Source organism: Telluria mixta (assembly GCF_029223865.1).
Lineage (GTDB): Bacteria > Pseudomonadota > Gammaproteobacteria > Burkholderiales > Burkholderiaceae_D > Telluria > Telluria mixta.
This window is the reverse complement of the sequence record NZ_CP119520.1, coordinates 4,259,373-4,282,525: the sequence shown is the minus strand read 5'-3', so window position 1 is coordinate 4,282,525 and position 23,153 is coordinate 4,259,373. Positions and strand designations below refer to the sequence as shown.

The window sequence follows — 23,153 nt, the reverse complement described above, 5'->3', positions numbered from 1 at the left end:
TGAAATCCTGAAAGCTTAGGCCTTGACGTGAGCCTGTGCGTACTCGATAGCCTGGCGAACGGTCGTGATCTTCTCGGCCTGCTCGTCCGGGATTTCCATTTCGAATTCGTCTTCCAGGGCCATCACCAGTTCCACGGTGTCCAGCGAGTCAGCGCCGAGGTCGTCAACGAACGAGGAATCGATTTTGATGTCTGCTTCGGCAACGCCCAGTTGCTCAGCGACGATTTTTTTAACGCGTTGTTCGATATCCGACATGTTATGGCTCCATTAGGTATGTGTTGCGGAAAGTGCGCGCATTTTATCAGGGTTTGCGCGTTGAAAAACTATTTTCAGCGTCTGACGCTAAAACGGTCGAAACTACTGCGAACTGCCGAGATCTCTATTTAAAGGATGCCCATCAGTTCATGTACATGCCGCCGTTCACGTGCAGTTCGGTGCCCGTGATGTAGGCGGCCTGCGGACCCGCCAGGAAGGCGACCGCGTACGCGATGTCTTCCGGATTGCCCAGGCGGCCCAGCGGGATCTGCGTCAGCAGCGCCTCATGCTGGCCTTCGCCCAGTGCCTTGGTCATGTCGGTGTCGATGAAGCCCGGCGCCACGCAGTTGACGGTGATGTTGCGGCTGCCGATCTCGCGCGCCAGCGCGCGGGTCATGCCGGCCACGCCGGCCTTCGCCGCCGCGTAATTCATCTGACCCGGATTGCCGGCCGCGCCCACGACGGACGTGATGTTGATGATACGCCCCTGCTTCGCCTTCATCATCCCGCGCAGCACGGCGCGCGACAGGCGGCCGACGGCCGTCAGGTTGGTGGCGATCACGTTGTCCCACTCTTCGTCCTTCATGCGCATCGCCAATTGATCCTGGGTGATGCCGGCATTGTTGACGAGGATGCCGATCGTGCCGACATTCTTGGTGATGTCGTCGATGACGGCGGCGCACTGGGCGGCGTCGGTGACGTTCAGCACGACGCCCTTGCCGCCGAACTCGGCGAGGTAGGCGCCGATGTCTTCCGCACCGGCTGCCGTCGTGGCGGTGCCGACGACCTTGGCGCCCTGGCGTGCCAGTTCGAGTGCGATGGCCTTGCCGATGCCGCGCGAGGCACCGGTGACGAGGGCGACTTGGTTTTGCAGGTTCATTGAGTCCTCTTTTTCTCTAACGGGGGGATGCGACGGCGCTCAGCCCTGGATGGCGGCGAGCACACGTTCCAGCGATGCCTGGTCGACGAGGGCTTCGCCCACCAGCACCGGATCGATCCGCTTGGCCATGCCGATCAGGGTCTTGCTCGGCGCGCATTCGATGACTTGCGTCACGCCGTCGGCCGCCATCTTCTGCATGGTCTCGACCCAGCGCACGGGACCGGCCGCCTGGCGCACCAGCGCATCCTTGATCGCGGCGGGATCGTTCAGGATAGCCACGTCGACGTTGTTGATCAAGTCGATCTGCGGCGCGGCAAAATTCAGGTTCGCCATGTAGTCGCGCAGGCGGTCCGACGCCGGCTTCAGCAGCGACGAGTGGAACGGCGCCGACACGGCCAGCTTCATCGCGCGCTTGGCGCCCTTGGCCTTGGCGATGTCGCACGCGCGCTCGACGGCGGCCGTGTGGCCCGCGATCACGATCTGCGTCGGCTCGTTGAAGTTCACGGCTTCCACGACCTCGCCCTGCGCCGCCTCTGCGCACACGGCACGGACGTCGTCCGCCTGCAGGCCGAGAATCACCGCCATGCCGCCCTGCCCGACCGGCACCGCGTCCTGCATCGATTGCGCACGGAAGCGCACGAGCGGCACGGCATCCTTGAAGTCGATCACGCCGGCGGCGACGAGCGCCGAGTATTCGCCGAGGCTGTGGCCGGCGACGACGGCCGGCTTCGGGCCGCCCGCGGCGATCCACGCACGGTAGACGGCGACGGCGGCCGTCAGCATCACGGGCTGCGTGTTGGTGGTCAGGTCCAGGTCTTCCTTCGGGCCTTCGGCGATCAGCTTGCCGAGGTCCTGGCCCAGCGCTTCCGACGCCTCGGCGACGGTCTGCTCGACGACCGGGTTGCCGGCGAAGCCGTTCAGCATGCCGACGGCTTGCGCGCCCTGGCCGGTAAACAGGAATGCGAATTTGCTCATCAAGTCCTCCTTGATCTTGTTATTGGTACGGAGCGGCCGGCGTCACATGCGCGCGAGCACGGCACCCCAGGTAAAGCCGCCGCCCACGCCTTCCATCATGACGTTGTGGCCCGGCTTGATGCGGCCGTCGCGCACCGCGACATCGAGTGCCAGCGGGATCGACGCGGCCGACGTGTTGCCGTGTTCGTTGACGGTGACGACCATCTTCTCGGTCGACAGGCCCAGCTTCTTGGCGGTGCCCGTCATGATGCGCAGGTTGGCCTGGTGCGGGATCAGCCAGTCGATCTCGCTCGACGGCATCTGCGCATGCGCCAGCGCTTCGTTGGCGACCTTTTCCAGCACGGTCACGGCCAGCTTGAAGACGGCGGGGCCATCCATGTACAGGAATTTCTGGTTCGTGGCCAGGTTCGACGGGTTCGCGGGGCCGCACAGGATGCCGCCATGGCTGCCATCGGCGTGCAGCTTGACGGCCAGCACGCCCGGTTCCTCGGACGCGGCCAGCACGACGGCGCCGGCGCCGTCGCCGAACAGCACGCAGGTGGTGCGGTCATCGAAGTCGAGGATCCGCGAGAACACTTCCGTGCCGATCACGAGCACGTTCTTCGCATTGCCGGCCTTGATGAACGCATCGGCCGTCGCCATCGCGTAGACGAAGCCCGAGCACACGGCGCCCATGTCGAACGCGGCGCTGTTGTTTCGCATGCCCAGCTTGTTCTGGACGATGCAGGCCGTGCTCGGGAAGCTGCCGAAATAATCCGGCGTCGACGTGGCGACGATGATCAGGTCGATCTGCTCGGCTTCGAGACCGGACGCCTCGAGCGCCTTGCGCGCCGCGTTCACGGCCAGGTCCGACGCGTTTTCGTCGGGCGCGGCGTAGTGGCGCGCGGAGATGCCGCTGCGGGTCACGATCCACTCGTCCGACGTCTCGATGCCCTTGACGGCAAGCTGGGCCGCGAGGTCGTCGTTAGTGACACGCTTTTCCGGCAGGTAGCTGCCGGTGCCGATAATTTTGCTGTAAGTCATTGCTAACCCTGCTGAATGGTTGAGCCTGGCGCTTCCGGATTGGGAGCTTGCGGCAACATTTCGGCGATCAAGGTCGAGAGTTGCGCTTGCACATTATATTTCGCCGCGTCAAAAGCGCGTCGAAGTGCCCACTCGTAGGCGTAGGCATTGGCACCGCCATGGCTCTTGAAGACCAGGCCTTTCAGACCCAGCAGGCCGGCACCGTTATAACTTTCGGGGTTCAGCTTCTTGAGCGACTTGCGCGCCAGCAGAGCACCGAGTTTCGACATGGTGCTTTCCATGAACGTCGTCTTGAAGAAGCGCGACAGGCCCTCGATCGCCTTCAAGGTCACGTTGCCGACGAACCCGTCGCACACAACGACGTCGACCGTGCCCTTGAAGATGTCGTTGCCTTCGACGTTGCCATGGAAATTCAGCACGCCGCGTTCATGGTCGGCCCGCAGCAGGGGCGCGGTGGCCTTGACCACTTCGTTGCCCTTGATCTCTTCCGTGCCGACATTCAGCAGGCCGATGCTCGGGCGGCGGTGCTCCATCGCCTCGAACAGCACGGCGCCCATGATGGCGAACTGGTGCAGGTGGTGCGGTTCGCAATCCACGTTGGCGCCCAGGTCCAGCATGTACGTCGGACCGCCCTTCGAGTTCGGCAGGATCGAGCAGATGGCCGGACGGTCGACGTCGGCCATGGTTTTCAGGACATAACGGGAGATGGCCATGAGCGCGCCCGTATTGCCGGCGGAGACGCAGACGTCGGCGCTGCCATCCTTGACGAGCTCGATGGCGACGCGCATCGACGAATCCTTCTTGCGGCGCAGGGCGACTTCGATGGGATCGTCCATCGCGACCACTTCGGCGGCATGGCGGACGGTCAGGCGCGGGTTCTCGCCCGCATGATGTTTCTTGAGTTCAGCGCGGACCAGCTCTTCCTGACCGACGAGGATCAGCTCGGCGTCGGGTTCGCGCTTGAGGAATGCGAGGGCTGCCGGGATGGTCACGGCGGGGCCGTGGTCGCCGCCCATGCAGTCGATGGAAATTTTGATTGTCATTTGTCGGGATGAACCGCGGGCTCAAGGTCGGCCGGCGGCGGCGTGTTCTCGGCGGGGTACAAAGCGAGCCGAGTCAGCGGGATGGTAAATGACGGGGTTACCGCGAAAGAAAAAGCGGCGCCACGCATTCGACATACGTTGCACCGCTTTCATGGAACAAAACAGCAAGACGTCGATTACTCGTCGTTCTTGGTCTTGAGCACTTTACGGCCACGGTAGAAACCGTTCGGGCTGATGTGGTGACGCAGGTGCGTTTCGCCGGTGGTCGGCTCGACTGCCAGGTTCGGGGCGGTCAGGAAATCGTGCGAACGGTGCATGCCGCGCTTCGACGGGGACTTCTTATTCTGTTGAACTGCCATGATGACTCCTAAACTTAAGTTCTAAAATTCTAACACATTCGACTTGCAAGTACATGCGCATCGAGTATCCCAGCGGCAATAACGTTGGGACTGCCATTGCCGACATGTTTAACGCTGCCTTACAACGATGACTCAATACTCGAGCTGCACGCGTTTGACACGTTTTGACGCTGCGAATCCTACCTGTCAGTAGCACCCACTGCAATTCTTTTATTCAGATTTGAGGCTCTTCAGTGCCGCGAACGGCGATACCTTCTCGGACTTGATGGCGTCCAGCAGCTTGGTATCGGGGCACACCTCGTGCTTCGGTGCCTGCGGCAGGGCCAGCAGGGCTTCATCTTCCAGCAGATCGCGGATGTCGCAGGTGTGGCTGCCGACGATCACATCGATACTTTCATCGTCGAGGATTTCCTCGATCTCGTCCGCTTCCTGGTCGTCCTTGCCCAGCACCAGCACGGTCGACGAATCGAGCTCGTAGCCGAACGGGGTCAGGCAGCGCTGGCAGACCAGTTGCACGGTACCGGAGACGGACAACGTCAGCATCGGATACCCTTGCCGGGTCTGGCCGCCGTCGATGGACCACGCGATCTCGCCGGACTTGTCGGCGCAATCAGCCGCCAGGCGGGGCATTTCCGCCACCGGCGTGACGCCTTCACGATGGCCGTTGTTCCGACAAAATTCAAAGGCGTCGATGACAAAAGCGCTCATTTGGAAAAACATCCCCGGAAAACCTGCGATAATAGCAGGCTTCTGCCCGCGTAGTCAAAGACTTCCTCGCAAAGCGCTATCTTCCTGTTTTATTTACGAAAATCGATGCCGAGCTCCACCCTTCCGCGCCTCATCCTGGCCTCCAGTTCCGCCTACCGCCGCGAGCTTCTGGGTCGCCTGCGCCTGCCATTCGAAGCCATGTCTCCCGACATCGACGAGACGCCGCATCCCGGCGAAACACCGGAAGCGACGGCGCTGCGGCTGGCGCGCGAGAAAGCCGCGGCCGTCGCCCTTGCCAACCCGGGCGCGCTCGTGATCGGCTCGGACCAGGTGGCCACGCTGGACGGCATCCAGATCGGCAAGCCGGGCGACCACGCCCGCGCCCTCGCCCAGTTGCAGATGATGCGCGGCCGCCGCGTCGTGTTTCATACGGCCCTGTGCCTGTGGGACGGGCGGACGGGCACGGCGCAGGTCGAGAATGTCCAGGTGTTCGTGACGTTCCGCGACCTGCCGGATGCGGAGCTGGACGCCTACCTGCGCATCGAACAACCGTACGACTGCGCCGGCAGCGCCAAGAACGAGGGACTCGGCATCGCGCTGCTCGAACGTATCGACAGCAGCGATCCGACCGCCCTTACCGGCCTGCCCCTGATCGCGCTGACCGGCATGCTGCGCCGCGCCGGCATGCCATTCTTTAATCTCCAACAATAACAATCATGCCCGGTACGCTCTACCTGATCCCGAACACCCTCGGCCCGACCGAGGCCGCACCGCACGCGCTGTCCCACATCCTGCCCGAACAGGTGCAGGACATCGCCAGCAAGCTCGACTACTTTGTCGCCGAGAACGCGAAGACGGCGCGCGCCTTCCTGAAACTGGTCGCCATCGACCATCCGCTCGCCCTTCCCTTGCAGGACATCCGGATCGCCGAACTCAATGTGAATACGCCGCCGCAGGCGCTGGCCGCCCTGCTCGCGCCGCTGCTGGAGGGCCGCGACGCGGGTCTCGTGTCGGAAGCGGGCGTGCCGGCCGTCGCGGACCCGGGCGCCGACCTCGTCCGGCTGGCGCACCAGCACGGCGTACCCGTGCGCCCGCTCGTGGGGCCGTCGTCGCTGCTGCTGTCCGTCATGGCGAGTGGGCTGAACGGCCAGAGCTTCGCGTTCAACGGCTATCTGCCGACGGATGCCGCCCAGCGCACCAAGCGCATCCAGCAACTGGAGCAGCGCTCGCGCAGCGAGAAACAGACACAGTTGCTGATCGAGACGCCGTACCGCAACGGCGCAATGCTGGAAGCCCTCGTCGCCACCTGCCAGCCGGGCACGCTGGTGTGCGTGGCGACCGACCTCTCCCTGCCGACGGAAACCGTGCGCACGCAGACGGCCGCGAAGTGGAAGGCGCAACTGGCTGCCGGCAAGGCGCCGGATTTCCACAAGAAGCCGACCGTCTTCCTCTTCCTGGCGCAATAAAGGTCAGTGGACTTCGGCGCCGAGTTCGCGCACCCAGCCGAACGCGGCCAGTTCGATGTCGCGCACCTGCTTCACCGATAGCCCAAGCCGGTCCAGCGCGGCCGCCAGGTTGCGGCCGGGCTCCGCGTGCTCCAGCGCTTCCGCCACGCTCAGCATCGCACCATAGTCGCCGTCGCGCTCCAGCAGGGCGGCGCGGACGTCGCGCGACAGGTCGACTTTATCGAGAATCTCGCGCAACGGCAGGTCGAACAGCGCATCCATCAGCGACATGATCCCGACCGTGAAGGCCGTGTTGGCCCCGGCCACGTCGCCCGGACGCAGGGTCAGGGTCATCAGCTCGAGCAGGCGGCCGCGCGTCGTCGCCATCTGCAGCAGCGGCGAATTCAGTTCGACGTGTCCTTCCGGGCTGCTGTACAGCAGGATCTGCACCCAGCGCTGCAACTGGCTGCGGCCGAGCTGGACGAGCGCTTGCGGGATCGATTCGACCTGCGGCGCGCCCGTGCCCGCCAGGTGACCGTTCACGAGGCGCAGCAGGTTCAGGCTCAGCAACGGGTCGCGCTTGACGGCCGCCTCGATCGCGTCGTTGTCGGCTTGCGAATGAATGAGATCGAACAGACGCAGCAGCACGAGCTCGGACGGCGTGATCTTCTTGCCGGACAGGATCGCGGGGCGCGCAAAATAATAGCCCTGGAAATATTCGAAGCCGAGTTCCAGGCATAACTCGAATTCCTCGATGGTCTCGACCTTTTCCGCGAGCAGCTTCTGGTGCGGCCCGCGCAAGGTGTGGACGAGTTCGGCGAGTTCGTCGCGCCCGACGCCCTGCAGGTCGATCTTGATGACGTCGACGAGGTTCCTCAGCTTGCTTACCTGCTCGGAATGGCCTATAACATCGTCGAGTGCGAACTTAAAGCCGAGCTCTTTCAATTCCCGCACGCGGGCCAGCAGGGCCGTGGTGGGACGGACGGTTTCCAGGATTTCCAGAATAACCTTATCGGGAGGCAGGAAGCGGACGAAATCGCTCATCAGCACGACCTCGTCGACATTGACGAAGGCAACCTGCTCGCCCACCACCTCTCTCATCCCCAGTTGCGACGCATGGGAGATCACGGCGGCGGTGGCGGCGGCATAATCGGTCAGCTGCGCGTCCTCATGCTCCGGCGCGGCGCGAAACAGCAACTCGAACGCCACCAGTTTCTGGTCGCGTCCGAGGATGGGCTGGCGCGCCAGAAAGAATTCGTCGGACGGCGTGGACGTGGCTGCCGTTGCTACCGCATGCATGTAAAAACTCCTGAAACGACGGCACGCACCATGCGTGCCGGGACCGGTCTGGCCGGAATACCGGTCCGACTATACTACAGACGGGAAGTCTTTACATTTCGACATCGTATCAAAACGTTTCAGACATAGATGTGCTTGCCGGAAACGATTGATGCAAACTGGGTCAGGAACGGCCCGATCCGTTGCGTTTGGAAGGGGCGCGCGGTGCCGGTTTGGCTTCCGTGCGCGGGCTGCGCGGAGTACGCTGCTCGGCGCTCTCGCCTTCCTTGCGCGTGCGCGGATCGTCGCCGAACGGCTGCCCCGGCAAACGCAGGCTGCCGCGGCCGGACAGCGGGCTCGCGCGGCGCGCGTTGCCTACCGGCTTGCGCGGACCGCCCTGGGCGGGCACTGTGCCCGTGGCCTGCGTGCCCTTCTCGATACGGAACGTCGCACCGGCATCCTGGCCCAACACCTGTACGAGATACGGCATCGTCTCGCGCAGGGTTGCTTCCAGCGTATACGGCGGATTCAGAATGAACATGCCGCTGCTGTGCAGGCCGTTGCCGTCGGCACGCGGACCCGCCACGCTCAAGGTGACGTGCAGCCATTCCTTGGCCGGCAGGCGCTTCAGGCGATCGGCAAACTCGCGCGATTCCATACGCTGCAGCACCGGATACCAAACGGCATACATACCCGCTGGGAACCGCTTGAGCGCTTCCTCGAGCGCGTCGCGTACGTGTTTGTAGTCGAGCTTGACCTCGTACGGCGGATCGACGAGCACCAGCGCCCGGCGCGACGGCGGCGGCAGCAGTGCCTTCAGGCCGTGGAAGCCGTCCGCGTGGTCGACGAGGATGCGGCGGCCGCGCGCGCGCTCGCCCTGCTCCGCGTGATGCGCTTCCAGCTTGCGCACGTTCTCCGCCAGCACCCTGATGTCGGCCGGGTGCAGTTCGAACAGGCGCAGGCGATCCTCCAGGCGCGCCTCGGCATCGGCCACCCACGGCGAGCCCGGATACCAGCGCAGCTTGCCGCTGGGATTGAGTTTGCCCACGAGGTCCACGTACTCGGCCAGCGCCGGCGGCAGGTCGTCGCGGCCCCACAGGCGCCCGATACCGTCGATGTATTCGCCGCTCTTGACCGCCTGCGCGCTGTCGAGCGCGTACACGCCGGCACCGGCATGGGTGTCGATATACGTGTAGGCCGTGTCTTTCTGGTTCATGTACTTGTGCAACTGAACCTGAATAAAGTGCTTCAGGACATCGGCGTGATTACCCGCGTGGAAGGCGTGGCGGTAGCTGAACATAGAGATTCCAATCTGGTTGATGCGGTGCCCGCGGTGCGATCGCTGAGCGGGCCAACCGTCATTATCCCTCAGATACGCCTTCCACCCAACAAACACCGGGGTCAGAGCCCTTTTTTAGGAAATTGCCCAAAACCGGGCTCTGACCCCGAAGTTTGGAAACAAAAAATGCCGCAGCGGCTTGTGGCCACTGCGGCAGACCATCGCGAGGATGGGTGGAGGAAAGTTAGCGACGGGCTCAGGCGACTTTCTTCTCGTCGAAGAATTGTTCGTCCTCGGTCGAGCCGTGCAGTGCCGTCGTCGAGCTCTGGTGCTGCTGGATGGTCTGGGTCACGGCGTCGAAGTAGCCAGTGCCCACTTCGCGCTGGTGCTTGACGGCCGTGAAGCCCTTGTCGGCTGCGGAGAATTCCGCTTCCTGCAATTCGACGAAGGCCGACATGCCGCGACGCGCATAGCCGTGTGCCAGGTTGAACATGCTGTAGTTCAGCGCGTGGAAGCCGGCCAGCGTGATGAACTGGAACTTGTAGCCCATCGCCCCCAGCTCTTTCTGGAACTTGGCGATCGTCGCGTCGTCCAGGTTCTTCTTCCAGTTGAACGACGGCGAGCAGTTATATGCGAGCATCTTGCCCGGGAATTTCGCGTGGATGGCGTCGGCGAAGCGCTTGGCGAATTCCAGGTCCGGCTTCCCGGTCTCGCACCACACGAGGTCGGCGTACGGCGCATAGGCGAGGCCGCGCGCGATCGCCTGGTCGACGCCCGGCTTGACGCGGAAGAAGCCTTCGACCGTGCGCTCGCCCGTGCAGAACGGCTTGTCGTTCGCGTCGACGTCGGCCGTCAGCAGGTCGGCCGCCTCGGCGTCCGTGCGGGCGACGAGGATCGTCGGCGTGCCCATCACGTCGGCCGCCAGGCGGGCCGCCGTCAGTTTTTCGACGGCTTCGCGCGTCGGCACGAGCACCTTGCCGCCCATGTGGCCGCATTTCTTGACGGAGGCCAGCTGGTCTTCGAAGTGCACGCCGGCCGCGCCCGCTTCGATCATGGATTTCATCAGCTCGAAGGCGTTCAGCACGCCGCCGAAGCCGGCTTCCGCATCGGCCACGATCGGCGCGAAGTAATCGACGTCGTCCTTGCCTTCCGACCACTGGATCTGGTCGGCGCGCTGGAACGTGTTGTTGATGCGCTTGACGACCATCGGCACCGAATTGGCCGGGTACAGCGACTGGTCCGGATACATCTCGCCGGCCAGGTTGGCGTCGCCCGCGACCTGCCAGCCCGACAGGTAGACGGCTTTCAGCCCGGCCTTGACCTGCTGCATGGCCTGGTTGCCCGTCAGCGCGCCCAGGGCGTTCACGTACGGCTCGTTGTTGATCAGGTTCCACAGCTTCTCGGCGCCGCGCCGCGCCAGCGTATGTTCGATCTGCACGGAGCCCCGCAGGCGTACGACATCTTCCGCCGTGTAATTGCGGACGACACCGTTCCAGCGCGGGTTGGACTCCCAGTCTTGTTGCAGGGCGGCGATTTGCTGTTCACGAGTTGCCATGGCGATCTCCTGATGAAAAAACGAGGTTGGACAGTGATTCCGTTAGAAACATGATAGCGCTGGTTGTGCGCAGCACCAACACTCTTATATAAGACATATGACGATTTTTATTTACTTAAAAATCATATGCTTACATTGCATATTCCATGATGCGGGAGCATATTTCTCAAAATGGAAACTGCCGGGCAAGCGCGTGTTGTGCGCTTTTCACATCTGCGAACAAGTTTTCATAATGTGAGATTAGCGACTTTGTTTCCACGAAGTATTTCGTAAATACTGCGCCAAATCTGACAATTTTGTCTGATTAAACAACACTATTTCGGTAATAAATAATCACAAATTGACGATTTGCATCAAATCGAGCGAGAATAATTTCCTAGCACCATCAATACATTCCAAACAGCAACTTTGCCGCATTCCCGAAAGCGATAACCGATGAAACTGCGACTGACCGCACTTGCCGCCCTGCTGGGCGCAATGACGATGACGGCCCACGCCGGCGTCCTGACCCTGGATGGCGTGACCTTCACGTCGAGCTGGAGCGGCAATGTGCTCTCGCTGGAAATCGACGCCGCCAAGCGCAGCGGCGGATGGAGCGGCGCCACGGGACTGGCCGCGCTGGCGATCAAGGGCGTGGGCACTTACAGCAGCGTGAGCGTGAGCGGCGGGCCGGGCGGAACGGATGCGTGGAAACTGTCGACCTCCGAGCTGAAAGCGTCCGGCTGCTCCGGCACCAGCAACGGCGCGGCCGGCAGCCGCATGTGCTTCTACGGCCAGCAGATCGCGCTGGCCGACGACATGGTGTTCAAATTCACGTTCAACGGCGCCAGCGTCGCGACGAACGAGCCGCACGTGAAGGTCGAGTTCGTCAACGCCCAGGGCACCAAGGTGGGCTCGCTGCTGTCGCAGGTCCTGCCGGCATCGCCGACGACCACGACTCCATCGACCCCGGCCGCGCCCGTCACGCCGGTCGTTCCGGTCACGCCGGTCGTTCCGGTGATCCCTGAGACCCCGACCACGTCCACTGGCACGCAAACCAACACGACGGCCGACACCAAAACGCCGACCGGCACGCCCGACATCGCCTCCCCATCCGACACGCCGGCCGCCGTGCCGCCGCAGGAAGACCTGCCGTCGACACTGCCCGTCAAGGGGCCCGACGTCGTGCAAACGCCGTCCGGCAACGCCGCCGCCTCGACGCACGTGCCGGAACCGGAGAGCATCGCCCTGCTGCTGGGCGGCCTGGGCCTGATGGGCTTCGTGCTGCGCCGCCGCCCGCGCTGAACGCAATCCCCCAAACGCCCCGCCCGGCCAAGCGCCCGGCGGGGCGTTGTTGTTACAACCGATGAGTTAGTCGGCTAACAGAGCCATATCGCCCCCCCCTTCTACCCTTGCGGCACGGATCTGATCCGTATGTGCCCGGCGGTCTCGCAGGACGCGAGCCGTCGGGTTCTTGCATTTCGTGGAGAAGGAGAGAACATGACATCACGCATCCGCACTACCCTGCTGGCGGCGCTGCTGGGCGCCGGCGCGCTCGCATCAGCCCAGGCCGGCACGATCGAATTCCAGGGCGTCGACTTTACGTCATCCTGGTCCGGCAACGTGCTGACCCTCGAGGTCGACGCCGCCGCCCCGACCGGCAGCTGGGCCGGTGCCACCTCCCTCGGTGCCCTGCAACTGAAGGACCTCGGCAGCTTCGACAGCGTGTCGCTGACGGCCGCACCGGGCGGCGCGGCGAACTGGACGCTGTCCAGCAAGGAGTTGAACGCAAACGGCTGCACCGGCGGCAGCCATGCCGGCAGCTCGCTGTGCTATTCGGGCGCGCGCCTCGCCCTGACGGACGACATGGTGTTCCAGTTCACCTTCTCCGGCGACAATGTCGACCCGACGTCGCCCCAGCTCAAGCTCACCATGTTCGGCGCGGACGGCAATAAAAAGGTCGGCAGCCTGATGGGCGAACATCTCGTGGTCTCCGCCGTGCCGGAACCGCAGACGTACGCGCTGATGCTCGGCGGCCTGGGCCTGCTCGGCGTCATGGCGCGCCGCAAGCGCGCGTAAAAAAACGCCCTGCCGGCGCTGGCCGACAGGGCGTTTCCATTCCAACGACAGCTTACTTCGCCAGCTCGACGGCCGGCTCTTCGCCGAACACCAGCTGGCCGCCGCGCACGCCGACGCGGATCGTATCCTTCGGTCCGAAGCGGCCCGCCAGGATGTCCTTCGACAGCGGATTCTCGATCTGCTGCTGGATCGCGCGCTTGAGCGGACGCGCGCCATACACCGGATCGAAGCCCGCTTCCGCGATCTTCTGCAAGGCCTCGTCGCTGATGTCGAGCGCCATTTCCATCTTCTCGAGACGCTGCTCCAGGCTCTTCAGCTGGATCTTCGCGATCGCGCCGATGTTCTTCTCGTCCAGCGCATGGAACACGACGATCTCGTCGATGCGGTTGATGAACTCGGGGCGGAAGTGTCCGCGGACCTCGGCCATCACCGCCAGCTTCACGACGGCCGGATCGTCGCTGTCCATCGACTGGATCTTGTGCGAACCCAGGTTCGACGTCATCACGATCACGGTGTTCTTGAAGTCCACCGTGCGGCCCTGGCCGTCCGTCATGCGGCCGTCGTCGAGCACCTGCAGCAGGACGTTGAACACGTCCGGATGCGCCTTCTCGATCTCGTCCAGCAGGATCACGCTGTACGGCTTGCGGCGCACGGCTTCCGTCAGGTAGCCGCCCTCCTCGTAGCCGACATAGCCCGGCGGCGCGCCGATCAGGCGGGCCACGGAATGCTTCTCCATGAACTCGCTCATGTCGATGCGGATCAGCGCGTCTTCCGTATCGAACAGGAAGTTCGCCAGCGCCTTGCACAGCTCGGTCTTGCCGACACCCGTCGGGCCCAGGAACATGAACGAGCCGTACGGACGGTTCGGATCCGCGAGACCCGCACGCGAGCGGCGGATCGCATCGGACACGGCCTCGATCGCCTCGTCCTGCCCCACCACGCGCTCATGCAGCTTCTCTTCGATGTGCAGCAGCTTGTCGCGTTCGCCCTGCATCATGCGGGCGACGGGGATGCCGGTCGCGCGCGACACGACTTCCGCGATTTCCTCGGCACCGACCTGCGTGCGCAGCAGGCGCGGTTTACCGTTCGCATCTTCCGGTTGCTCGCCCGCAGCCTCGGCATCCTTCAGCTGTTTCTCGAGCTCCGGCAGGCGGCCGTACTGCAGCTCCGATACCTTCTGCCAGTTGCTCTGGCGCTTCGCTTCATCCATCTGCAGGCGGATACGCTCGATCTCTTCCTTGATGTGCGTCGTGCCCTGCACGGCCGCCTTCTCGGATTTGAGGATTTCCTCGTAGTCGTTGTACTCGCGCTCCAGGCGGACGATCTCGTCGTTGATCAGCTCCAGGCGGCGCTGCGACGCCTCGTCCGTTTCCTTCTTGACGGCTTCGCGCTCGATCTTCAGCTGGATCAGTCGACGGTCGAGCTTGTCCATCACTTCCGGCTTCGAGTCGATCTCGATCTTGATCTTCGAGGCTGCCTCGTCGATCAGGTCGATGGCCTTGTCCGGCAGGAAGCGGTCGGTGATGTACCGGTGCGACAGCTCGGCCGCGGCGATGATCGCCGGGTCCGTGATCTCCACCTTGTGGTGCAGTTCGTACTTCTCCTGCAGGCCACGGAGGATGGCGATGGTCGCCTCCACGCTCGGCTCGTCGACGATGATCTTCTGGAAGCGGCGCTCCAGCGCGGCATCCTTCTCGACGTACTTGCGGTACTCGTCCAGCGTGGTCGCGCCGATGCAGTGCAGCTCGCCGCGCGCCAGTGCCGGCTTCAGCATGTTGCCCGCATCCATTGCGCCTTCGGCCTTGCCGGCGCCGACCATCGTGTGGATCTCGTCGATGAAGACGATCGTCATGCCCTCGTCCTGCGCCAGTTCCTTCAGCACGGCTTTCAGGCGTTCCTCGAACTCGCCGCGGAACTTGGCGCCCGCGAGCAGCGCGGCCATGTCGAGCGACAGCACGCGCTTGCCTTTCAGCGAATCGGGTACTTCGCCGTTGACGATGCGCTGTGCCAGCCCCTCCACGATCGCCGTCTTGCCGACGCCGGGTTCGCCGATCAGCACGGGGTTGTTCTTGGTACGGCGCTGCAGCACCTGGATGGCGCGGCGGATCTCGTCGTCGCGGCCGATCACCGGGTCGAGCTTGCCGTTGCGGGCCCGTTCCGTCAGGTCGAGCGTGTATTTCTTGAGCGCTTCGCGCTGGCCTTCGGCATCCTGGGAATTCACGGATTCGCCGCCGCGCACGGCCTGGATGGCCGATTCGAGCGCCTTGCGGGCGAGACCGTTTTCGCGGGCCAGGCGGCCGGCTTCGGACTTATCTTCCGTAAAGGCGAGCAGCACCATTTCGCTCGACAGGAACTGGTCGCCACGCTTCTGCGATTCGCGGTCGGCCAGGTTCAGCAGCGCGACGAGCTCGCGGCCGACCTGTACGTCGCCGCCCGTGCCGTGCACTTTCGGCAGGCGGTCGAACGCCGAGCGCAGCGCCGTCTGCAGGCTGCCCACATTGACGCCGGCCCGCTGCAGCAGCGAGCGCGCGCTGCCGTCGCTCTGGCCCAGCAGCGCAGCCAGCAGGTGGACGGGTTCGATGTACTGGTTGTCGTTGCCGACCGCCAGGCTCTGCGCGTCGGCGAGCGCTTCCTGGAGCTTGGTCGTCAATTTATCTTGTCGCATGTTTTGATCCCTGTGGGTTGGATTTTGGATTGACATCAAGTTAGGGATGCCGTAGCGACTTTTCAAGATGTGAATACACGGCTGGGGTGGCAAATCGTGCTGGGATAAAATGTCCACCATGGAACATTCATTCTTGTCCGAGCAACGTCGCCTGCTGCCCTACATGGGGAAATGGCTGCTGCTCGCCCTCGCCGTCGGACTGCTGTCCGGGTCCGCCTCCGCCTTCTTCCTGTTCGCGCTCGAACTGGCGACCGGGACGCGCAACGCTCACCGCTGGCTGATCGCGCTGCTGCCGCTGGCCGGGTTCGCCGTCGGCTGGCTGTACCTGCGCTTCGGCAGCTCGGTCGAGGCCGGCAACAACCTGCTGATCGACGAGATCCACGACCCGAAAAAGGTGATTCCGCTGCGCATGGCGCCGCTCGTGCTGGGCGGCACTGTGATCTCGCACCTGTTCGGCGCCTCGGTCGGGCGCGAGGGCACGGCCGTGCAAATGGGCGGCGCGCTCGCGGACCAGCTCACGCACGTGTTCAGGCTGAAGATGGAAGACCGGCGCATCGTGCTGATGGCCGGCATCAGCGCGGGCTTCGCCTCCGTGTTCGGCACGCCGCTGGCGGGCGCGATCTTCGGCCTGGAAGTGCTGGCCATCGGCCGCCTGCGCTACGACGCCCTGCTGGCCTGCCTGGCGGCCGCCATCGCCGGCGACCAGGTCTGCCTGCTGTGGGGCCATGCGCTGGGCCTCCACCACACGCATTACGCCATCGCGTCCGTACCGGCGCTGGGCCTGTGGCCGCTGGCGGCCGTCGCCGTCGCGGGCGCGCTGTTCGGGCTCGCGGGGAAACTGTTCGCGGATTGCACCCATGCGCTGTCGGGCTGGATGAAGCGGCGCGTGCCTTACGGTCCGCTACGCCCCCTGCTGGGCGGCAGCGTCGTCGCGGCCGTCGTGCTGGTATGCGGTGCGGACCGCTACATCGGCCTCGGCATCCCGACCATCCAGGCCGCGTTCGCACAGCCGCTGGCGCCATGGGACTTCGCCGGCAAGCTGGTGTTCACGGTCGCGTCGCTGGGCTCCGGCTTCAAGGGCGGCGAGGTGACGCCGCTGTTTTACATCGGTGCCACGCTCGGCAATGCGCTGGCGCCGCTGCTGCATCTGCCCTTTTCGCTGTTGGCGGGCGTCGGCTTCGTGGCCGTGTTCGCCGGCGCGGCCAACACGCCGATCGCGTCGACCCTGATGGCCATTGAGCTCTTCGGTGCGGAGGTGGGGGTGTATGCGGCCGTCGGATGCGTGCTGGCCTATCTGTTTTCCGGCCATACGGGGATTTACCGGGCGCAGCGCATCGGCCACGCCAAGCCCGGCAAGTCGTGATCGGCTATGCCTGCTGCGCTTCGGGCACGTCGCCCGCGGCGGCCAGGTCGCGCACGTTCTTTTGCACGGCGATGATGGCGAACAGGGTCAGCACGAACGACATCGCATAAAAGCCTTTTTCGCTGAGCAGCAGCGTCGCATTCCACAGGCCGACCGTCAGCAGCACGACGGCGGCCATCAGCGAGGTCCAGCACAGGCCGACGTACATGCCCGTCACCGGCAGGCCCTCGGCGCGGTCGCGCACCGTCTTTTGCAACGACACGGCGGCAAAGCAGCCGTACAACAGGATCGTCAGGTAATAGCCCTTCTCGTTGAGCTGCATCTGCGCATTCCATAAACCGATGAGGTAGGCAAGGATGCCGACGATCATGGCGCCCCAGGATGCGCCGACGAAGGCAGGGCTCGGGCGTGCGGACGGTTGCTTGGTCATACTGGTCTCCGGTCAATGAAAATTAGAACATTGCCAGATTGCAGTTCCTGCGCATTGCGCGCAAGCGAATGACGCGACGGTATCAGGCGATGGCACGCCAGGTCGCGTATCCCGCGACGCAGCACCCGATCGACCCCAACAGGTGCGCCGCCGAATGGGCCAGCGCCCAGCCGTAATGGCCCCGCTGCAGCAGCACCATGGCTTCGCCGGAAAAGCTGGAAAACGTGGTCAGCCCCCCAAGGAAGCCCGTGATGACGAACAGGCGCCAGGCCGGGGACAGCGCCGGCATGGCGTCGAACAAGCCCAGCGCCAGCCCGATCAGATAGCCGCCGACGAGGTTGGCGACGAGCGTTCCCAGCTGGATGTGTGCGTGCATCTGGCTGAGGAAGACGGTCAAGCCCCAGCGCAGCCAGGCACCGAGGGCCGCCCCGACGGCGACCGCGATCCAGCTCAGCGGCTGGCCCACTTGGCCCGGGCCGTGTCGTCCGTCACGCGCGCATCGACCCAGCGCGCGCCGTTCGGCGTCTGCTCCTTCTTCCAGAACGGGGCGTCGGTCTTGAGGTAGTCCATGATGAATTCGCAGGCCGCGAACGCCTCGCCGCGGTGGGCGGACGTGCAGGCGACGAGGACGATCTGGTCCAGCGGCCGCATCGGCCCGATGCGGTGGATCACGAGGACGCCGTACAGCGGCCAGCGCGCCCGCGCCTGCTCCACGATGTCGTGCAGGGCCTTCTCCGTCATGCCCGGATAATGTTCCAGCTCCAGCTCGGCCACGTCGTCGCCGTCGTTCATGTCGCGCACCGTGCCGACGAAGCTCACGACAGCGCCCACGCGCGCATCGCCCGCGCGCAGGCGCGCGATTTCCGCGCTCAGGTCGAAGTCCGCGGTCTCGACGCGGACTTCCGTCACATCCTTCTTCACTTGCCCTCCTTGGCCACACGCAGCGCGAGCTGCTCGATCCGGGACGCCGTACGCGCATCGACGAGCGCCGGCAGCGCGCACAGGTCGCGCAATTGCGCCGTCGCACCGCCCTGGGCGCCACGGCCTGCGCTTTGTCCTGACTTGAGCGACGATTGCAGCACCTCGACCTGGAGCTTCAACCGCTCGCGCGCGAATTCCGGTCCGCTGTCGATGCCGGCGCCGATTTCCAGGCGCAGCAACTCGTGCAGGAGCTTGCCGCTGTTCTCTTCCAGCTTGCGCTTGTACGCGGCCGTGTCGGCCGGACTGCCGCGCAGCGCGGCCAGTGCGGCGTCGAAACGGGTGCGCAGCGTGCGTTCCATGTCGGCGTCGAGGGGCGGCAAGGCAGACCAACGCGCCTCCCAGTCCGTGTCACCGTTTTGGTCCGCCGCGATGGCCTGCTCCAGTTCCTGCACGAGCCGCAGCTTGTCGCGCAGCACACCCGCCTGGGCGACGCCGGCGGCGCGCTTCGCCTGGTCGGCATGCTGCTGCACGAGCGCCACGGCGGCGTGATAGCGTTTTTCCACGCGGGCTTCATGCGCGCGCGGCACCGGGCCGATCGCCTGCCATTCCGCCTGCGCCTCGCGCAGCAGCTTGCCAACCGTGGCCGGCGTGACGCTGTCCGCCGCCGCTTCCAGTCGCGCGCTGATCGCTTCCTTGGCGGCTTCGTGGGCGCGGCGTTCGATGTCGGCCTCGTGCATCGTTTCCTTGCGGCGCTGGAACACGTCGTCGCACACGGCGCGGAAGCGCTGCCACAGGGCCTGCTCGCTCTTGCGTTCGAGCGGCAGCGCGCGCGCATGCTCCTGCCACCGTTGCTGCAGGGCACGCATCGTATCGATCGCGTGGCGGTCGTGCGGATCGATGGCGGCCGCTTCCTCGATGATGGCTTCGCGCTCGGACATCTCGGCCTTGCGCTGCTCTTCGAGCGGCCCCTGCAGCACGTTCAGCGCATCGGTAAACAATGCGTCGAGGCGCTTCTTTTCCTTGCGGTCGATGGCACCCAGGTGGCTCCATGCGAGACGCAGCCGCTGCACCGTGCCCGCCACGTGCTTCCACTCGACGCTGCCGTCACGCAGGCGCGCGATCTCGGCTTGCGCTTCCTCGACGAGCGCCTGGCCGCGCGCCGCATTCGCATGACGTTCGTCGGCCAGGTGACGGAAGTGGGCCGCGGCCGGCGCATAGGCGGCCGTGCAGGCGGCGTCGAAGCGCTCCCACAGGCTCTTCGGCGCGGCGCCGGACAGGCTGTCGAGCGCCTTCCAGCGGTCGCGCATGCTGCCGACCTTCTTGGCCAGCTCGCTCATCGCCAGGTTTTGCGTGGTCAAGGCCTCGACCGTCTTGATGAGTTCCTCGCGCGAGACGTTGCCGCCCCAGCGCGCCCAGTCGGACAGGCGCTTGAGCTCGGCCCGCAGATGGGCCAGGCGGTCGGATTGCGCGGGCGTCAGTCGCATGCCCTTTTCGCGCGCGTCTTTCAGTGTCTTGTCGTGGTCGGCGGCCGCGCCCAACGAACCCTGCTGCAGGGCGGCTTCCATCGCATCCATCGTGTCGATGAAATGCTGGTCGGCGCCGCGCGGCTTGTTGTCCTTCGCGCCCTCTTTCGCGGGGGCTGTCGTGGCGGTTTTTGCGCCGCCTTCGTGCGCAGGCCTCGGCTCGCGCGGCTCCTTCGCCTTGCGCGGCTCGGGCTGCGGCACCGTGGCCAGCAGGGCGTCGAAGCGGCGCTGCAGTTCGGCCGACTGCTCGTCCTGGGGCAGATGCGGCAGCGCTTTCCATTCGCGCCGCAGCGTCTCGGCATTCAGCTCGGCAACCGGCTTCGCCTGCTGGGCGTCGATGAATGCGGCGCGCGCCGCCAGTGCGGCCTGGCCGGCTTCCTGCACCTGCAGACCGGCGCGCAGCTTTTCCATACCGGCCGCGAATTCGGCCACGAGGGCGCGCGGCAGCGACGGGTGTTCGGGCGAACGCAGGGCCTCGTCCTGTTCCTGGGCCAGCGTGTCCAGGCGCTGGGCCAGTTCCGCCGCCGGCAGGCTGGCGCCACCCAGCTGGCGCAACGCGGCCACGCGGTCGATCATGGCGCGCTGCAGGGCCACCTGCGCTTCCAGGCGCTGGGCCAGCGCGGCGCGCGCGGTCTGGAACGCGGCGTCGAGCTCGGGCGCGGAGATCACGGACCATTTGCGGTCCAGCTCGGCCACGTGGTTCGGGGTCAGCACCGCGTCCTTGAGGAGGGATTCGGCCTGCTCGACGGCGACCTGCGCGCGCCGGTGCTCGGCTTCGCGGTGACGGTGCGCATCGAGGCGCGACTGCATCAGTTTGGCGACGCGGCGATCGGTGTTGCGCATCGCGGTGTGGACACGCTCGAGTTGCTCCGGGCTATGGACGAACTCGGCGGCGGTGAGCCGCAGTTCGGAGAATTCGCACTGGAGGATGAATTCCACCGCGGCGGCTTCATCATCCCCGATCCGGCCCAGCTTTTCAGCCTGGGCCGCACGTTGATGGTTGGACGAATGCGTGGCGGCGGACGCGGACGGTTCCGCTTGCGCCCCCGCCTGTCCTCCCTGCCCGGCCGGCTTGTCGCCGGGCTTGTCGCCCGGCCGCTTGAATAGGAACTCGAACATGATGAAATCGCACTTCCAAAATCGCCATCATAGCAAAGAACCCTGATGGCCTCGTGACACCGGCCTGGCGCGTGCGAGCAACATGTTCGTCATTGCCCACTGACAAGATCGATGCGGTCAGTGGGCAGCGGTCAAGGCCGCATGCCGTCGCCCATGTACATCGTGGCCGGCATGTCCGACCAGCTCGTGACGCAGGCGGCCCGGGTCGCCCCGGCGCTCCTGCGCATAGGCGTCATGGGCGAGCATCTGGTTGGCGATCGCAAACCACGCGTCGCCGCCGACCGCCGTGCGCGCCAGCGGGAACAGCTCCTTTTCCTCGCGCTCCAGCCGGCTGCGCAGGGCCCCGACGCAATACTCGACGGCATGGCAGAACACCTCGCGCGGCACGGGATGGTCCGCCGCGCCGACGCAGGCCTCGGCCGTGCTCATCGCGACGGCCGCCTTGCCGCTGAGGCGTTCGAGTTCTTCCAGCAAACCATCGGCCGCCGCCGTGCTGCGGCGCAGGGCCGGCACGAGGAACTTGTCGAGCTTGCGCCAGTGACAGTTGTCGTACACCTGGCGCAGGGCAGCACACAACTGTGCCGCCCTGCCGGCGGCCAGGGTACTGAAGTCCCCCGGCAGCGCGCGCAGCTCGTCGAGCAGCGACTGCAGGGCCGCGCGCACCGTCGTCTGTTCGACAGACAGGGCGACGAGGGTATAAGTCGATGTCAGCATTCAGTCTCCACCTTTTTCTCACGAGTGAGTTCGACAAATCCGCTCCCCGGCCACATGGCATTCGCGGCGCTATGCAGGGTCCGATGGGAGCGTTGTTGACAGGCCCGGGGCACTCTCGAATCGCGAGTCTCGGATCGCGAGGCGTCCTCTGGTTGGTTTTGGCCTGAAGGAAGGTCTAGTGTAAGGAGCCCGGCCGGGTCAACGTTTGATCTATCACAAACGGTACCCGGCCCTGGGAATGCCGATGCGGGCCCCGGCGTCAGGCCGCGGCCGCCAGTGTCTGGCCCAGGGCGGCGCCCAGCGGCGCGGCGAGCCCGGCCGGCTCGGCATGCGCCAGCACGACCTGCGGACAGCCGTGCCAGCGCGCGCAGCGGGTGAACGCGGCGGCCAGGTCGCGTACGAAACGGTCGCTGATGCGCACACCGGGTTCCAGCACGAGCGACTTCAGCTCGAACACGCCGGTCTTGCGGTGCGCCTTGGCGTCCACGCGGCCGACGAGCGCCCCGCGCCGCAGCAGCGGCAGCGTGAAATAGCCGTAGCGCCGTTTCTCGGCGGGCGTGTAGCACTCGAGGCGGTAGTCAAACCCGAACAGGTCGAGGGCCCGGCGGCGGTCCCAGACGATGGGATCGAACGGCGACAGCACGGTGGTCAGCGTGGCCTGCAGCGCGCCGTCCACGGCCTGCCCGAGCAGCGCCGCGTGATCGGGGTGGACGTACACGGGCTCCTTCCACCCCTCGACGCGGGCGCGCAGCAGCAGGCCCTCGTCGGCCAGCCGCGCCGGATCGAGGTGCGGCGGCTTCGTGCGGTGATAGTCCGGGATCCAGGCCGCCTTCGCCACGCCCAGCGCACGCACCGCATCCAGCACGAAGCGGCGCCGCGTCTCGTCGAGCGACGGCATGCGCGCATCATCCCAGCCGGGCAGCACGCGCTCGGCGAGGTCGTACACGCGGTGGAATTGCTGGCGCCGCGCGATCATCAGCCGCCCCGTCGTGAACAAGACCTCCAGTGCGCGCTTTTCCGGCTTCCATTCCCACCAGCCGCCGGCCTTGCCGTCCGTGCGCTCGAAGTCGGCCGAGCGGGCCGGCCCGCTGGTGCGGATGTGCGCGAGCACGCGCTCGACCTCGTCGCGGTGCGACGCCAGCCACGTCCCCGCGTATTTCCAGCCGAGCGAGCCCGGATCGACCATCCGGTGCCGGTACAGGCCGTAGTCCTCGATCGGGATGAAGCACGCCTCGTGGGCCCAGTACTCGAACAGCTTTCCCTCGGCCAGCAACTGGTCGAGCCACTCCGGGTCGTAGTCGCCCACGCGGCTCCACAACACGAGATAGGGGCTGCGCGCGACGACGCTGATGGTGTCGATCTGCAACACGCCCATGCGGCGGATCGCGGCCAGCACGTCGGCCTTCGTGGCGCGGCCACGCCTTGGCTGCAGCATGCCCTGGGCCGCCAGGTGGAGGTTACGTGCGACAGCGGGAGTCAGAATTGGTTCGCTCATCCGCACATTCTAGTGACATCCCATCAACATTTGTACAGGTCGCTGCGAAAAAGTACTGGTTTTTT

At 65.3% G+C, this 23,153-nt stretch carries 22 protein-coding genes; 5 read left to right on the top strand and 17 right to left on the bottom strand.

Annotated elements, in window-relative coordinates; genetic code table 11:
* Positions 1-15: 15 nt before the first annotated feature.
* The 7 genes from acpP to P0M04_RS19125 form a co-directional block, all read right to left on the bottom strand.
* Positions 16-255, bottom strand: coding sequence for an acyl carrier protein (gene acpP, locus P0M04_RS19155; protein WP_036168404.1), 240 nt, complete (start codon positions 253-255; stop codon positions 16-18).
* Positions 256-397: 142 nt separating this feature from the next.
* The gene (fabG, locus tag P0M04_RS19150; protein WP_259447515.1) at positions 398-1,135 is read right to left on the bottom strand and encodes a 3-oxoacyl-ACP reductase FabG; all 738 of its coding nucleotides are present in this window, start codon (positions 1,133-1,135) and stop codon (positions 398-400) included.
* Between the two features lie 39 nt (positions 1,136-1,174).
* Positions 1,175-2,110, bottom strand: a complete 936-nt coding sequence (gene fabD / locus P0M04_RS19145; RefSeq protein ID WP_259447516.1) for an ACP S-malonyltransferase — start codon at positions 2,108-2,110, stop codon at positions 1,175-1,177.
* A 42-nt stretch (positions 2,111-2,152) separates the two neighbouring features.
* Positions 2,153-3,133, bottom strand: a complete 981-nt coding sequence (locus tag P0M04_RS19140; RefSeq protein ID WP_259447517.1) for a beta-ketoacyl-ACP synthase III — start codon at positions 3,131-3,133, stop codon at positions 2,153-2,155.
* A gap of 2 nt (positions 3,134-3,135) precedes the next feature.
* A complete protein-coding gene (gene plsX, locus P0M04_RS19135) occupies positions 3,136-4,176 on the bottom strand; it encodes a phosphate acyltransferase PlsX (protein WP_259447518.1) in 1,041 nt (346 codons plus the stop codon).
* Positions 4,177-4,352: 176 nt separating this feature from the next.
* Positions 4,353-4,535: a 50S ribosomal protein L32 gene (gene rpmF / locus P0M04_RS19130; protein ID WP_005666806.1), complete on the bottom strand. Its 183-nt coding sequence runs from the start codon at positions 4,533-4,535 to the stop codon at positions 4,353-4,355.
* A gap of 210 nt (positions 4,536-4,745) precedes the next feature.
* On the bottom strand, positions 4,746-5,243 hold the full coding sequence (locus P0M04_RS19125) for a YceD family protein (RefSeq protein ID WP_259447519.1): 498 nt from the start codon (positions 5,241-5,243) through the stop codon (positions 4,746-4,748).
* A gap of 105 nt (positions 5,244-5,348) precedes the next feature.
* On the opposite strand from P0M04_RS19125, the gene P0M04_RS19120 reads away from it, so the two are divergent.
* Both P0M04_RS19120 and P0M04_RS19115 read left to right on the top strand, forming a co-directional pair.
* Positions 5,349-5,954 (top strand): Maf-like protein, encoded by a 606-nt coding sequence (locus tag P0M04_RS19120; protein WP_259447520.1) that lies wholly within the window; start codon positions 5,349-5,351, stop codon positions 5,952-5,954.
* Positions 5,955-5,959: 5 nt separating this feature from the next.
* Positions 5,960-6,709: an SAM-dependent methyltransferase gene (locus tag P0M04_RS19115; protein ID WP_259447521.1), complete on the top strand. Its 750-nt coding sequence runs from the start codon at positions 5,960-5,962 to the stop codon at positions 6,707-6,709.
* A gap of 3 nt (positions 6,710-6,712) precedes the next feature.
* Here P0M04_RS19115 and P0M04_RS19110 read toward each other — a convergent pair whose 3' ends face one another.
* The 3 genes from P0M04_RS19110 to aceA all read right to left on the bottom strand — a co-directional run bounded on the left by P0M04_RS19110 (position 6,713) and on the right by aceA (position 10,800).
* Entirely contained in the window at positions 6,713-7,987 is a 1,275-nt protein-coding gene (locus P0M04_RS19110) for an EAL and HDOD domain-containing protein (protein ID WP_259447522.1), read from the bottom strand.
* A gap of 163 nt (positions 7,988-8,150) precedes the next feature.
* Positions 8,151-9,182 (bottom strand): 23S rRNA (adenine(2030)-N(6))-methyltransferase RlmJ, encoded by a 1,032-nt coding sequence (locus P0M04_RS19105; RefSeq protein ID WP_259447523.1) that lies wholly within the window; start codon positions 9,180-9,182, stop codon positions 8,151-8,153.
* A 319-nt stretch (positions 9,183-9,501) separates the two neighbouring features.
* Positions 9,502-10,800, bottom strand: coding sequence for an isocitrate lyase (gene aceA, locus P0M04_RS19100; RefSeq protein ID WP_259447524.1), 1,299 nt, complete (start codon positions 10,798-10,800; stop codon positions 9,502-9,504).
* Between the two features lie 435 nt (positions 10,801-11,235).
* On the opposite strand from aceA, the gene P0M04_RS19095 reads away from it, so the two are divergent.
* Complete coding sequence (locus P0M04_RS19095) at positions 11,236-12,084, top strand: PEP-CTERM sorting domain-containing protein (RefSeq protein WP_281042044.1); 849 nt, start codon at positions 11,236-11,238, stop codon at positions 12,082-12,084.
* Between the two features lie 195 nt (positions 12,085-12,279).
* Positions 12,280-12,858, top strand: coding sequence for an FxDxF family PEP-CTERM protein (locus tag P0M04_RS19090; protein WP_259447525.1), 579 nt, complete (start codon positions 12,280-12,282; stop codon positions 12,856-12,858).
* 52 nt (positions 12,859-12,910) lie between these two features.
* Here the strand turns inward: P0M04_RS19090 and clpB are convergent, their stop codons facing one another.
* A complete protein-coding gene (gene clpB, locus P0M04_RS19085) occupies positions 12,911-15,523 on the bottom strand; it encodes an ATP-dependent chaperone ClpB (RefSeq protein ID WP_259447526.1) in 2,613 nt (870 codons plus the stop codon).
* Between the two features lie 118 nt (positions 15,524-15,641).
* Between clpB and P0M04_RS19080 the strand changes: the two genes are divergently transcribed.
* Positions 15,642-16,886, top strand: coding sequence for a voltage-gated chloride channel family protein (locus P0M04_RS19080; protein WP_259447527.1), 1,245 nt, complete (start codon positions 15,642-15,644; stop codon positions 16,884-16,886).
* A gap of 4 nt (positions 16,887-16,890) precedes the next feature.
* Here P0M04_RS19080 and yiaA read toward each other — a convergent pair whose 3' ends face one another.
* The 6 genes from yiaA to P0M04_RS19050 all read right to left on the bottom strand — a co-directional run bounded on the left by yiaA (position 16,891) and on the right by P0M04_RS19050 (position 23,088).
* A complete protein-coding gene (gene yiaA / locus P0M04_RS19075; RefSeq protein WP_259447528.1) occupies positions 16,891-17,316 on the bottom strand; it encodes an inner membrane protein YiaA in 426 nt (141 codons plus the stop codon).
* 82 nt (positions 17,317-17,398) lie between these two features.
* Positions 17,399-17,782 (bottom strand): fluoride efflux transporter CrcB, encoded by a 384-nt coding sequence (gene crcB / locus P0M04_RS19070; RefSeq protein ID WP_259447529.1) that lies wholly within the window; start codon positions 17,780-17,782, stop codon positions 17,399-17,401.
* Positions 17,767-18,225 (bottom strand): molybdopterin synthase catalytic subunit MoaE, encoded by a 459-nt coding sequence (gene moaE / locus P0M04_RS19065; RefSeq protein WP_259447877.1) that lies wholly within the window; start codon positions 18,223-18,225, stop codon positions 17,767-17,769. The genes crcB and moaE overlap by 16 nt, the downstream gene beginning before the upstream one ends.
* Before the next feature lie 8 nt (positions 18,226-18,233).
* The gene (locus P0M04_RS19060) at positions 18,234-20,879 is read right to left on the bottom strand and encodes a DUF349 domain-containing protein (protein WP_259447530.1); all 2,646 of its coding nucleotides are present in this window, start codon (positions 20,877-20,879) and stop codon (positions 18,234-18,236) included.
* Positions 20,880-20,996: 117 nt separating this feature from the next.
* On the bottom strand, positions 20,997-21,593 hold the full coding sequence (locus P0M04_RS19055) for a hemerythrin domain-containing protein (RefSeq protein WP_259447531.1): 597 nt from the start codon (positions 21,591-21,593) through the stop codon (positions 20,997-20,999).
* A 259-nt stretch (positions 21,594-21,852) separates the two neighbouring features.
* On the bottom strand, positions 21,853-23,088 hold the full coding sequence (locus tag P0M04_RS19050; RefSeq protein ID WP_259447532.1) for a winged helix-turn-helix domain-containing protein: 1,236 nt from the start codon (positions 23,086-23,088) through the stop codon (positions 21,853-21,855).
* Positions 23,089-23,153: the final 65 nt, after the last annotated feature.

What these genes read in the sequence shown, in the direction of transcription:
- acpP (WP_036168404.1), bottom strand. Translation starts at nt 255, where the DNA reads ATGTCGGATATCGAACAACGCGTTAAAAAAATCGTCGCTGAGCAACTG.
- fabG (WP_259447515.1), bottom strand. Translation starts at nt 1,135, where the DNA reads ATGAACCTGCAAAACCAAGTCGCCCTCGTCACCGGTGCCTCGCGCGGC.
- fabD (WP_259447516.1), bottom strand. Translation starts at nt 2,110, where the DNA reads ATGAGCAAATTCGCATTCCTGTTTACCGGCCAGGGCGCGCAAGCCGTC.
- P0M04_RS19140 (WP_259447517.1), bottom strand. Translation starts at nt 3,133, where the DNA reads ATGACTTACAGCAAAATTATCGGCACCGGCAGCTACCTGCCGGAAAAG.
- plsX (WP_259447518.1), bottom strand. Translation starts at nt 4,176, where the DNA reads ATGACAATCAAAATTTCCATCGACTGCATGGGCGGCGACCACGGCCCC.
- rpmF (WP_005666806.1), bottom strand. Translation starts at nt 4,535, where the DNA reads ATGGCAGTTCAACAGAATAAGAAGTCCCCGTCGAAGCGCGGCATGCAC.
- P0M04_RS19125 (WP_259447519.1), bottom strand. Translation starts at nt 5,243, where the DNA reads ATGAGCGCTTTTGTCATCGACGCCTTTGAATTTTGTCGGAACAACGGC.
- P0M04_RS19120 (WP_259447520.1), top strand. Translation starts at nt 5,349, where the DNA reads ATGCCGAGCTCCACCCTTCCGCGCCTCATCCTGGCCTCCAGTTCCGCC.
- P0M04_RS19115 (WP_259447521.1), top strand. Translation starts at nt 5,960, where the DNA reads ATGCCCGGTACGCTCTACCTGATCCCGAACACCCTCGGCCCGACCGAG.
- P0M04_RS19110 (WP_259447522.1), bottom strand. Translation starts at nt 7,987, where the DNA reads ATGCATGCGGTAGCAACGGCAGCCACGTCCACGCCGTCCGACGAATTC.
- P0M04_RS19105 (WP_259447523.1), bottom strand. Translation starts at nt 9,182, where the DNA reads ATGAACCAGAAAGACACGGCCTACACGTATATCGACACCCATGCCGGT.
- aceA (WP_259447524.1), bottom strand. Translation starts at nt 10,800, where the DNA reads ATGGCAACTCGTGAACAGCAAATCGCCGCCCTGCAACAAGACTGGGAG.
- P0M04_RS19095 (WP_281042044.1), top strand. Translation starts at nt 11,236, where the DNA reads ATGAAACTGCGACTGACCGCACTTGCCGCCCTGCTGGGCGCAATGACG.
- P0M04_RS19090 (WP_259447525.1), top strand. Translation starts at nt 12,280, where the DNA reads ATGACATCACGCATCCGCACTACCCTGCTGGCGGCGCTGCTGGGCGCC.
- clpB (WP_259447526.1), bottom strand. Translation starts at nt 15,523, where the DNA reads ATGCGACAAGATAAATTGACGACCAAGCTCCAGGAAGCGCTCGCCGAC.
- P0M04_RS19080 (WP_259447527.1), top strand. Translation starts at nt 15,642, where the DNA reads ATGGAACATTCATTCTTGTCCGAGCAACGTCGCCTGCTGCCCTACATG.
- yiaA (WP_259447528.1), bottom strand. Translation starts at nt 17,316, where the DNA reads ATGACCAAGCAACCGTCCGCACGCCCGAGCCCTGCCTTCGTCGGCGCA.
- P0M04_RS19060 (WP_259447530.1), bottom strand. Translation starts at nt 20,879, where the DNA reads ATGTTCGAGTTCCTATTCAAGCGGCCGGGCGACAAGCCCGGCGACAAG.
- P0M04_RS19055 (WP_259447531.1), bottom strand. Translation starts at nt 21,593, where the DNA reads ATGCTGACATCGACTTATACCCTCGTCGCCCTGTCTGTCGAACAGACG.
- P0M04_RS19050 (WP_259447532.1), bottom strand. Translation starts at nt 23,088, where the DNA reads ATGAGCGAACCAATTCTGACTCCCGCTGTCGCACGTAACCTCCACCTG.